At 48.3% G+C, this 11611-nt stretch carries 12 protein-coding genes; 2 read left to right on the top strand and 10 right to left on the bottom strand.

What is annotated here, in order from left to right; all coding sequences use genetic code 11:
• The 8 genes from PACILC2_RS11035 to PACILC2_RS11000 form a co-directional block, all read right to left on the bottom strand.
• Nucleotides 1–819 (bottom strand): carbohydrate ABC transporter permease (locus PACILC2_RS11035; RefSeq protein ID WP_213528885.1); only part of this gene is annotated, 819 nt, incomplete at its 3' end.
• A 23-nt stretch (nt 820–842) separates the two neighbouring features.
• Entirely contained in the window at nt 843–1796 is a 954-nt protein-coding gene (locus tag PACILC2_RS11030) for an ABC transporter permease (RefSeq protein WP_244863439.1), read from the bottom strand.
• A gap of 296 nt (nt 1797–2092) precedes the next feature.
• The gene (locus PACILC2_RS11025; protein ID WP_062491249.1) at nt 2093–2662 is read right to left on the bottom strand and encodes a 4'-phosphopantetheinyl transferase family protein; all 570 of its coding nucleotides are present in this window, start codon (nt 2660–2662) and stop codon (nt 2093–2095) included.
• Nucleotides 2663–2697: 35 nt separating this feature from the next.
• Nucleotides 2698–3342, bottom strand: coding sequence for a GNAT family N-acetyltransferase (locus tag PACILC2_RS11020; protein WP_062491247.1), 645 nt, complete (start codon nt 3340–3342; stop codon nt 2698–2700).
• Between the two features lie 206 nt (nt 3343–3548).
• Nucleotides 3549–4436, bottom strand: a complete 888-nt coding sequence (locus PACILC2_RS11015; protein WP_062491244.1) for a ClbS/DfsB family four-helix bundle protein — start codon at nt 4434–4436, stop codon at nt 3549–3551.
• 149 nt (nt 4437–4585) lie between these two features.
• Nucleotides 4586–5509: a BtrH N-terminal domain-containing protein gene (locus PACILC2_RS11010; protein WP_213528883.1), complete on the bottom strand. Its 924-nt coding sequence runs from the start codon at nt 5507–5509 to the stop codon at nt 4586–4588.
• Entirely contained in the window at nt 5506–6084 is a 579-nt protein-coding gene (locus PACILC2_RS11005; protein WP_213528882.1) for an ANL family adenylate-forming protein, read from the bottom strand. Before PACILC2_RS11005 ends, PACILC2_RS11010 begins: the two co-directional genes overlap by 4 nt.
• 69 nt (nt 6085–6153) lie before the next feature.
• Complete coding sequence (locus PACILC2_RS11000; protein WP_213528881.1) at nt 6154–7176, bottom strand: suppressor of fused domain protein; 1023 nt, start codon at nt 7174–7176, stop codon at nt 6154–6156.
• Nucleotides 7177–7411: 235 nt separating this feature from the next.
• Between PACILC2_RS11000 and PACILC2_RS10995 the strand changes: the two genes are divergently transcribed.
• Nucleotides 7412–9430 (top strand): serine hydrolase, encoded by a 2019-nt coding sequence (locus PACILC2_RS10995; RefSeq protein WP_213528887.1) that lies wholly within the window; start codon nt 7412–7414, stop codon nt 9428–9430.
• 40 nt (nt 9431–9470) lie between these two features.
• Nucleotides 9471–10031, top strand: a complete 561-nt coding sequence (locus PACILC2_RS10990; protein ID WP_213528880.1) for a hypothetical protein — start codon at nt 9471–9473, stop codon at nt 10029–10031.
• A 29-nt stretch (nt 10032–10060) separates the two neighbouring features.
• Here PACILC2_RS10990 and PACILC2_RS10985 read toward each other — a convergent pair whose 3' ends face one another.
• A complete protein-coding gene (locus tag PACILC2_RS10985) occupies nt 10061–11065 on the bottom strand; it encodes a carbohydrate ABC transporter permease (protein ID WP_062491213.1) in 1005 nt (334 codons plus the stop codon).
• A 7-nt stretch (nt 11066–11072) separates the two neighbouring features.
• Nucleotides 11073–11489, bottom strand: a complete 417-nt coding sequence (locus PACILC2_RS10980) for a carbohydrate ABC transporter permease (RefSeq protein ID WP_244863440.1) — start codon at nt 11487–11489, stop codon at nt 11073–11075.
• Between the last annotated feature and the right edge of the window lie 122 nt (nt 11490–11611).

Here is an 11611-nt window from a genome sequence, read left to right as displayed (position 1 = left end):
GTACACGAGCAAAATCGGCACGGTGGCGACGACAACAGCGGCCATCTTGAGCGTTTCCGGCGGAATGCGCTCTTCGGACATCATCTCCTGCGCCGCGGCGCCTCCGGAAGCGGTCGAGGAGTCGATTAACATGTTTTGCAGCAGAACCTGTAGCGGCTGTTTCTCGAAATCGTTGATGTAGAGCATCGCCGTGAAGAACGTATTCCAATACGACACCGCGTAAAACAGCCCGAACGCAGCGAGCGACGGCAACGACAGAGGCAAAATAACGCGGATCCAGACACTGGCGTCGTTGCATCCGTCGATACGCGCCGCTTCTTCGAGCGACGACGGGATGCTGTCGAAGAAGCCTTTCATCAGCAACACATACCATCCGCTCGTCAGTACGGGCAGGATCAGGGACCATACGCTATTGATAAGTCCGAGTTCCCGAACGAGCAAGTACGGCGGGATGATGCCCGGATTGAACAGAGTCGTGAGCAAAATCGCGAGCATCAGGAAACGGCGTCCCTTCAGTCTGCGGCGGGACAAAGCGTAGGACAATCCCGCCGTGACGGCGAGGCTGAGCGCGGTGCCGACGGTCGCCAGAAACGCGCTGTTCAGTATCGCCCGGGGAAACGCATCCGTCGTGAACAAATATTGATAAGAGGCGAAGCTCCATTTCTTCGGCCATAAAATGACCCCGCCTTTGATGTATTCCGACGGATCGGTGAACGAAACGACAAACACGTAATATAGCGGGAAAAACGTGACGAGCGTAATAATCGCGAGCAGCGTCGCGTTCACGAAATTGAAAGCCCGGTCGGACGTTTGCAGCATCTATGCGGCACCTCCTTATGGATTTAATAAACGCCGTCTTCCCCGAACTTCTTCGCGAGACGATTCGCCGCGATGACCATGAGAAGACCGACGACGGACTTAAACAAGCCGACCGCCGTACTGAAACTGAACTGCCCTTGGCGAACTCCAAGCCTGTACACGTATGTGTCGAACACGTCGGCCACTTCTGCGACGGCCCCGTTCATCATGAGAAACACTTGCTCGAAACCGACGTCCATGACATGCCCGATCCGAAGAATGAGCAGGATGACGATGACCGATCGGATGCCCGGAAGCGTGACGTGCCAAATTTGGCGGAACCGCCCGGCTCCGTCGATTCGGGACGCTTCGTACAATTGCGGATCGATGCTGGCCATCGCAGCGAGAAACAATATCGTGCCCCAGCCGGCGTCCTTCCAGATGGATTGCAGCGTAAGCATAATCCAGAACAGCGACTTGTTCGTCAGGAAGTCGAACTTTTCATGGCCGAGAGCGACCAATACTTTGTTGATGACGCCGTCCCCGAGCGAGAAGAGCAAGAACGTTATGCCGACGATGATGACCCAGGACAAGAAGTGCGGCAGGTAGATGATCGACTGCACCATCCTTTTATAGAAGCGGTTGCGCACTTCGTTCAACATGACGGCAAGCACGATCGGCAGCGGAAAGAAAAACACGAGATTCAGAAAATTGATCGCGAGCGTGTTGCGCAGCAGCACCACAAAATCGGGATTGGAGAAAAAACGGCGGAAATGCTCCAGCCCGATCCAAGGACTGTTCAAAAAGCCCTGGAACGGGGAGTACTCCTGGAACGCGATCAGGATGCCCCACATCGGTACGTAGCGGAACAGCAAAAAGTACAGAATGCCGGGCAGCGCGAGCAAATACAGAAATTTGTCCCGTTTGACGCTTTTCCAAACGGAAGTGCGGCCCGTCACCAATTCGGATGCGTTGATGCGACGGCTGCTAGCAATCATGAAATCCCCCATTTCAGTCAAAATTCCCCTTTTCCATCGAGGCGCCACGTGTTGTTGTTAATTGTAAGCGTTGTTAAATGTAAGCGCACTCTTGACTTCCGACAAGGGGAACATTTTGCACGGCAATTTCCGGGCGTTGCACTTTTTTGCAGCCGGCCGCCAATACAGGCGATAGCCGATGGTACAAGGAAAGCCACAGGATGATTTCCGCCAAAGTGACGCCAATCACTTTGTGCAGGAAATCAAACTGTGGCTTTTATGAAGAAACGGATTCGCACGGCGTCTGTCCGCGGGGGTTAGCCGATTACCGCCACGATATTGCCGTTCGGGTCCTTCATATCATTTTTAACACGAAAGGAAAATGAATCAAGAGGAATCGATAACCCCTTGCCAATTGCTTTAATATAACTCTCCTTTAATGTCCATAACGTGTAAAAATAATCCTCTCTTTGTGTCGGCGTCCTTTTCATAATGTCTTTGTACTCAACAGTAGAAAAAAAACGTCTAGCAATTGAAATGTCGATAGGTTTAACGATTTCAATATCTATTCCAATGGGTGAGTTATCTAATGCACATACAACCCAGTTTCCAGAATGTGAAACATTGAAGAAAACATTCTCAACATTTTTTAGGAAAGGCTTTCCAAACGAGTTATAATAGAAAGTTATATCTTCATTAGAAAGATTCAACGATCGACAAAGCATAAATCTGGCTAACACATCCGCCAATAAAGACCGCTGGGCATCTTCAAACCTAACATTTTTAAGAATTCTATTTCTCTTTTCTTCTGAAACAAGTAATAGTAGAGATTCAAATTGTTGAATATCGAGGTTCTTTTCAATGTGTAATGCACAAATCTCGATCATAAACTCACCATTTAACCGGCATGGAAACTTGAATCTTAAATAAATTGGCATTTCCCAGTATAACTTAATGAATCTCTAATAATTGCTACATATCTTTCCTTATTAAAAAGCCTATGAGTAATAAACTTTCCATTAACGATGATATGAAAAGTACCATATGGCGAAGGTGCATTTTGCGCTTGTTCGTAGGATTCGATTTTTTCAAATTTCACAGTAACGCCACATTCAATCCCAGCTTCATAAATACTCTGGATAGCATTGTCAATGAAGGGGCATTGATCAGAGTATATCACAGTCACTCCATCCCCGTATTTTGCAGCACGCTCCTCCCACTTGTCTATAAAGGATGGAAGTTTTGCTTCCTTAAATTGTTTAACAACCATTTCAAAATAAGGGGGAGCCTTTTGAATAACTTTAAACCCGTGTTTTAAGAAAAAAGCTTTATCATTTACCCAAGGTTTTCTGCTTGTAACAATAACTATCCCATTGGTGCCCTTCGAATCCTCGATACATTCTTGCAATAAGATTCGTCCGTATCCGAAACCGGTTTTATTACGCGAAACCTGCAAACAATGAATGAACATGTAACCTTTGGCATCTACTGTCCTCCATGCGAATTCCCCAGGTACATATTCTATAAATCCTGCAGCTTCACCACTCTCATTTTTAACAATTTTCATTCGGAGGCCCTCATTGTATCTCTTATTAAACCAATCTATTTTTTTTCAATACCTGTCATATATTGATTTTTTATAGCGCAAAATATTCCCTCTTCGCGAACATTACCAGGGGTAACATCAATAATGTTATAGTTCAAAACTCACCACCACCTACCAAATAATAATAATAATAATATCAAGTTGATAATAGAAAAGTGTTTCCAAACCTACTTCGGGTTAATATTTAAATCCTTTTCGATTCCTACCCATTTCTTTATTGCAACTAGATGTGATCTGTAATGATCGAAAGTATTGAATCCTATATCAACCCAAAGAGGTTGTCCGTTTGTCCAACTGTATAATTCGCAATTATTAAGATCATCATCTTGATAAGTGTTAATATATGTGAGAACCTGAAAGTAAGATTCTTCGAAATCATCTAGAATTTTGTTAAACTCCACATCTTTGAATTTCATAAAAGTATCGTGGTTTAATTGATGAATCTTATCCCAAGTATAACCTGGTTCTGGAGTTTGTGGTATTTCCCCTTGATTTGATAATTGGATCCAACATATCAAACGTTTATTCCATGCAGTGAGGTGAGCAATAATATCCTTTATTGACCACTCCCCCTGAACTCCAGGTTTTTGAATCATCACTAATGGTAAACTTCGAATCACTTCTTGCAATTCGTTATATTTCGCTTTTATTTTCTCTAGCAAGAGCTTTTTTGTCATGTTTATTTCTTTGCAATTTTGCGAGAAAAATAGCATGTATCCTTCTGGATCTTTTATTTTAAATTCTAATGAGTGATAAAAAGTTAGATACATATCTTCGGGTTGGTAACCATGAAGAATAAAATGATTATACAATGCTTCGACATTGTCGCAATTCATAAATAATGTAAGTACATTGCTTGCTTCAATCGTTTTCTCTCTATCACTTTTACGGAAAAATGTCAGTTCAATGTTCTGATATTTCAAATGAGCCCAATCAATTCCCTCATGGTCGGAAAACTTTCTGACAATATCAAAACCCAATAAGCTTCGATAAAACTCAACGGCAGTATCAACATTCGCAACGCCGATATTTGCAACCATTTTGTTAATTCCCATAATAATACTCCATTTCTTTTGAGATAATTAGAAATATGTTATAGCTTTATTATTCTTAAAGAAGCGCTTTGATTAAACTTGTTGTTCAAAACAAAGTTTTTCTTTCAGTTGCTGTGTCAATACTTGTAAGGAAGTAACCCCTTCTTTCTCTAGCTCAATAACATCATGAAAACGATGGATGATCCTTTTTTTAATTCTTCGCTTCCAGTGTTACTAAGTTTGAATAATAGATTTGCTATTTTACGCCACTTATCTTTCGCTTCCTCATATATCATTTGGCAACTTTCAGTTTTAAGGAATGGCCATTTTTCTTTCAATTCTATACAAAATCTTACCATGCTCTCTCTTGACAATGTCATTCCACTTGGTCGATTTAACTGATAATAAAAATTGTATATTCTTTCGGTTTCTACACAAGAGATAAAATCATAGAGAAACTTTTCCATTCCTAATATACCGTAATATTCATTGTTAACAGAGTTTACTGATGTAAGACACTCAATCGTTGCCTGAATTCCTTCAAGTACAATTATCTTATCCTTTTTCCCCCAAATCAAACATTCGGTACCAGAATAATATATTATTATTTTTCCGTCCTTACTCACCGCTTTAGCAAATATCTGAATCGGTATCTTTCTTAAACCATTATCAAATATTACGATATGTTCAGCCTCTACTCCAAGAAAAACCACTAACCCCCACAAATGAGTTTTCTTATAGTAAACAGAGTAATCTAATTCATATTGATCAATCCATATCAGTCCAATCTTATAGGAATCAACAATTTCATTTAATAAGTTGTGGATGTTACAATTCACAGAGAATTCTTTTGATGATAATGGGGTATCAAGTTGCTTTTGTAAACGAGTGAATATATCATGCCAACTCCCATTAAGACCATGTACAACATTATTGGTTTCAGCAGATGGCGTATAGAAAAAACCTAAACACCCAAGCACACCCTGTAACCAGTTTTCTGTACATTTTAAACTATAATATGACAAGTAATTTCTTAGATTTGCTGTGAAACATAAAACACCTTTTTCAAGAGGAAATATAGAACTCTGCCTCATGAAATAACCTCGCTATTATTATACTTCGTTTTTCCTAACCCGGTCTTCGGCAATGTATTAACGAATCTAATGATTTGGGGCACCTTAAATAATGCAATACGACTTCGACAAAACTTGATTAACTCTTCTTCATTTAAATACGTATTTTTTCTTACAACTAGTGCTTCGATAACCTCTCCAAAATCAGAATGAGGCACTCCTTTTACCATCACCTCTTTGATGGAAGGATGGGAGAGCAGACATTTTTCAACCTCCAGTGGGTTAACTTTCATTCCTCCTATATTAATAATTCTATTTATTCTGCCCTTAATATAAATATATCCATTTTCTCCGATTTCTGCTATATCACCAGTTGTATACCAATCACGAAGAAAGGGTTTTTCCCCAAGGTAGCCTATAGATAATCCTTCACTTTTAACTTGAATCGTTTCTGTGCCTTGACTTCTATCCTTTATTACTTGAACTCTAACGTTCGCCAAAGGAGTGCCTACAGATTCAATATTTAAATCGGGATCCTCATGAAGATTCAAAGCAATAGTTCCTGTTTCAGAACTACCAAATTCTTGATGAATCACTTTTCCAGTAGAAGCAAAAACGTTTTAGCGACATCTCGCGGCAATGGGGCACCTGCAGAAATACAAAATCTAATAGGTTTTGACGATTTGAACGACCATCCCTTTAAAATCGGACAGTTCGATCACACCTTCCTTCGGCTGCAGCTTCCGGGACAGTTCGGTAGCGCTTGCCTCGTCGAGCTTGATCCGAACCTCGTTCTGACCTTGTTCGAAGCCCGGTTTCTCCCCCGGCTCAAAAACGACCCGAACATCCGGACCTGTCATCGAAAGAGACTTTCCTTTCAAAATGCGTCCCGCCAGCAGCTTGCCGACGATTCCGGCCTGCTTGGCGCCCAGCCTGAGCGCAGCCGGGGTCTTGCCCAGCAGACGCCTCTTGGCCGGCTCCCAGCCCAATTGATCGACATATAAAAAACCGGTGCTCGATCCGTCCCGTTCCATCCCCCTTTGCACCGCTTCGGCGACCGCAGGCACCCGCATGAAGGAATCCCGCGACAGATCCGTGATGTAATTCGGCATATGCTCCTCGCAAACATTCAGCATGCCGAGCGTATTCCACGTCTGCATCGCTTCGAGCTCGCAGCCTGTAATGCCGACCATTTGCAGAAACTCGACCTGCCCGTTCGGCGTGTCCAATGCCGGAAGCTCGGGATCCCGGACAAAGGCCAGCGCCGTCAGCTTCGTATCGGCCCCAAGGCAGATCGGGCCGTTGGCATCCAGGTAATCGCCGTTTCGGAAGACGTTGCCGCTTTTGAACACGTATCTCCCCATATTTTGCAGCAGGTTCATCGCCCAGGCCGGCGGTTCTTCCTCCGCTTCCCCGCGCGCAAGCCGAAAGGTCAGTTCGAATCCGTAGCCGCTGCGTTCGGGATCATCCGATTCCTTATCGTACAGCTCCGAAAACCCGAACGTAACAAAATGCCAATGCGGATAAGGCCGTTCCGCCTTGTATGCGCTAATGCCGTCGAGCGGGTCCCGGCCTCCCAGCATATAGGGAATAAGCGTCCCGTAGTGCTTCGGCTCCTGATCGCCGTAAATCTTCGACATGGCCCTTTCAATGGCATCCCATCCGGCAGCGTTCGCTTCTTCGCTCATCGTCGTTCCTCCCCGTTTTGTATCGCTTATTGTAACCAAAACCGATCCCTCTCTACTTTTATCGGTCTTTCATTCGCTTATAGAAGAAAACGCAATATAAAAACTTTTTAAAGAAATACATATTTTTGAACACTTTGGAGCGCACAAACGTCATACATAGTAAAACGTAAAGGAGGAAAATCATGGGCAAAAACGTTCATGGATTGTGGCCGCTTCGCTCGCGCTGACACTGCTTATGCCGACGGGGGCGATGGCGGCAACCGGCCAAAACGCCGGAAAGGATTACGAGAATACGCGCAAGGCCGCGGCGGAGAAAGCCGCGCTGCTGACGGAGACGTACGGCACGACAAGCGTTCAATATGCACTTATCGATCAGGGTAACATCGTCGTGTCCGGCCAATCCGGGCGAAATGATGAGGAAGGGAAAATCCCGCTGACCGCGGAAACGATGTACGGCATCGGCTCCACCGGCAAAATGTTCGTGACGGCAGCCGTCATGAAGCTGGCGGACGAAGGCAAGGTCGATCTGGACAAGCCGGTCGTCCAGTACATTCCCGAGTTTACGATGAAGGACGAGAGGTACAAGCAGATTACGCCGCGCATGCTGCTCAACCATTCTTCCGGTCTGCGCGGTTCGACGCTGGCGAACGCCTTTTTGTTCGAGGACAACGACACGTACGCCCATGACACGCTGCTGGAGCAATTGAAAGGCCAGACGTTGAAGGCCGATCCCGGAGCCTTCTCGGTCTACTGCAACGACGGCTTCACGCTGGCCGAAATTTTGGTGGAGAGAGTGAGCGGCACCGACTACACCACCTTTATCCGCGAACATTTCACGGAGCCGCTCGGCATGTCCCGTACGGCGACGCCGCTCGACAATCCGGACCCGTCCGGGATGGCGGGCCTGTATTCCCCGACGATCAAAGGCCAGCTTCCGAACGAATCGGTGAACGTCATCGGAACGGGCGGCGTATATTCGACGGCCGAAGATCTGGTCCGGTTCTCGCAAATTTTCACCGGGCAGGTCGAAGGCATTCTGTCGGACGCGGCGGTGAGCGCGATGGAGCAAGAGGAATACAAGAAAGGGCTGTGGCCCGAAGAAGCCGACAACTCGATCGGCTACGGGCTCGGCTGGGACAGCGTGAACCTGTTCCCGTTCGGCGATTACGGCATCAAGGCGCTGGCCAAAGGCGGCGACACGCTGCTGTACCATGCCGCGCTCGTCGTCCTGCCCGAGCATAATATGGCCGCCGCCGTTCTCTCTTCGGGCGGCTCCAGCACGCTCAACCAATTGCTGGCCAACGACATGCTGCTTAATGCCTTGAAGGAAAAAGGAATAATCGATGCCATCAAGCCGGAGAAATCTTACGGCGAGCCCGTTAAAGCGGATATGCCGGAGGAAATGCGGGCTTACGCGGGCGTATACGCGGCCACGAGCCAATCGATCCGGGCCGATCTTTCCGAGGACGGCGAACTGTCGCTTTCCATCATTCAGTTGCCGGACTATCCCGCGGAGAAATACTTCTATACGGCGGACGGTTCCTTCATGAGCGAGGACGGCAGTACGAAAGTCGAATTCGTTACCGAAAAGAACGGCCGCACGTACATCTGGGTCCGGTCGTACGCCACGATTCCGGGTCTGGGGCAGACGGCGCTGTCGTATTACGCCGCCGAGAAGCTCGAGCCCCACGACGTTCCGGCACGGACGGCGGCCGCATGGAAGCAGCGCGACGGCAGCAAATATTATGTGGTAAACGAAAAATATACGTCGGCTGCGTATTTGCAGGCGCCCATCCTTCCGATCGATCTGACCGGCGGCCTGCCCGGATATTGGGCCGACCGGCAATTGACCGGCCCGGATTCCGCAGCCTCCAATGTGCAAATTCCGGGCATGAGCGGCCGGGACATTATGGAATTCAGCTTTGCGAAGCAGGGCGGAACCGAATATGTCGAAGCCGGAGGCAGCATCTTCGTTCACGAGAAAGCGGTGAAGCCGCTTTACGCCGGCAAGAAATCGGCCGCGACAATCCAGGCGAACGGTTACGCCAAATGGTATACGGTGCCCGATAAAGCCGCCGGCAAGACGTTGACGGTGAAGCTGCCGAAGAACGGCGCGTTTGTCGTATACGACGGCAACGGCGCAGTAATCGAGTTTTCCACGATCACCGGCAATAACAAGGTCGTGCTGCCGAAGGACGGCGTCATTGTATTCGCCGGCGACGCAGGCGCCAGATTCGAGCTTTCGTTGAAATAAACGAGGTTTAGCCCGACTCGCCGACCACGCCGACAGCACCTTGAACGAACATTTCGGACTGCCCGTTCCTCCGAACCGGTTCGCAGCCGCGACGGAACGACCGGCTGCCCGTCAGGGCACCGTTCGTTCCGCGCTCGTTCGGTCCGACACTCCGACGCTCCTATCCATCCATGGTGCGGATGACGCCGATACCGCTGACACCGCTGACACCGACACCGCTGACACCGACACCGCTGACACCGACACCGCTGACACCGGGCAAAAAATGCAAAAGTACAACTTTTTTACCCTCACTTTCACTGTTTCAGCGAAATTGCTGCGAAAGTACATCTTTCGGGGGAGCGAAACGGGCAATTCGCGCAAAAACGAAAAAATTCCTGCACAATCGCAGGAATTTTTGATTTTTCGACGGATTTCAAGGAAATTGATGCACTTTTGCAATTTTTTGACGCCCAGTGCTCCGCAAGTCCGGACCGAAACTTCACGGTTGCGTGCTGGCCGGATGGATAACCAGCGATTTCGCATCCGCCACATTCGTCAAATGCGAGAATCGCTCCAGGATGCCGATGTACCGGTTGACCGCTTCGAACCCGCCCTTTAACCTGAAAAGTAAGAATTGAGCCGCCCCGCTCAGCCGACGATGCCGCTGTGCTCGATCCCTTCGACGAGATAGCGCTGCGCGAACAGATACAATAGGATCAACGGCGCGATGATCATGAGCGACATCGTGTTCGTCAGCGTCGCGGTAAGCGGCTGCCCCACTTTCAGCCCGACGGTGGCGCCGTCCAGCATCAAGCCTTCGAAGCCGACGAGCAGCGCATTGGACAACAGCTTGATCTGGCTGTAAAACATGGTGGAGTAGAAGCTGTCCGTCCATTGCCAGGCGAACGAGAACAGCAGAACGGTCATCATCATCGTGAACGCCAGCGGCACGATAATCGCGCCGAACGTGCGGAACAGCCCCGAGCCGTCCACATAGGCGGCCTCTTCCAGTTCCTTCGGAATCCCCTTAAAGTACTGCCGCATAATGAGAATGTAAAGTCCGTTCTTGAAGCCGAAGCCGGTCAAGGACAAAATGGCCATTGGCCAGAGCGAGTCGGTCAGCCGGACGGTTCCGCCGAAAGCGGCCGAGATCAGGCCGAACAAATCGAAAAAGCTGAATTTCATATACAGCGAAATCATGTACGTCTGCGGCGGGATCAGAATTGTCAGCACGACGACGGCAAAAACGAGCCCCCTGCCCCGGAAGCGGAAGCGCGCAAGGCCGTAGCCGATCATCGTGCATACGATCATTTGCAGGACGCCGCACATCAAAGCGATGCCGAGCGTATTCGTCATGCTCTTGAAAAAATCGGTGTGCTCGATGACCGTCCTGTAGTTGAACAGCGTAAAATTCCGCGGAATAAACCGGACCGTGCCGTCGATCAGATCCTGGGCGCTCATAAAGCTGTTGGCCAGCTTGACAAGCAGCGGATAGACGATCAGAAACGCCAGACCGATCAGCAGCAAATAGCGGATCACAGTCCAGAACAAGCCGTTCGCATAACGCAAGGTCAAATATTTGTGCCGGAGTTTCTCGGACAGGGTCAACCTTCTACCGGGCAGCATCGTTCTGCCTGTCTGCAGCGCGCGCATGAAACTATCACTCCCTGTTCTGGTAAAATACGAATCGGCTGGCCACGAAGCCGATCACAAGCAAAAATACGGCCGCCACGAGGAAGTAGACCCAGGCCATCGCCGAAGCCGTTCCGTACCGGCCCATCTTCATCGCCGACGTGATGCTGTTCATGACCTGATTGCCGCCGCCTGTGAACGAATCGACGACCGAATAAATGATATTGACGAAAATGAGCGGGCTGATGAGCGGAAACGTAATTTTCCAGAAGCATTCCCAGCCCGAGCAGCCTTCGATGCGCGCCGATTCGTAAATCGACGTGGAGATCGCCTGCAAGCCGGCGAGGAAGATGAGAATCTGCACGCCCGAATGGTTAATGACGGCATAAATGTTCTCCGCGGCCCCCACCGTAATGTCGACCAGCGCGGGGCTGAAATCGAACATTTGCAGCATATATTTTTGATCTGCAAATTCGAGAGCAGCCCGTTCGAAGACTCCTCCATTATCGCCGTTCCCGTGTCGAGCGCCGGAATGCTCTGATAGGCGTTCATGATCGAGTTGCTCAT

Origin of the sequence: Paenibacillus cisolokensis (assembly GCF_018403665.1) — a bacterium.
Classification (GTDB): Bacteria; Bacillota; Bacilli; order Paenibacillales; family Paenibacillaceae; genus Paenibacillus_AH; species Paenibacillus_AH cisolokensis.
Note: the sequence above shows the minus strand (reverse complement) of the source record. Positions and strands in the feature narration are given on the sequence as shown.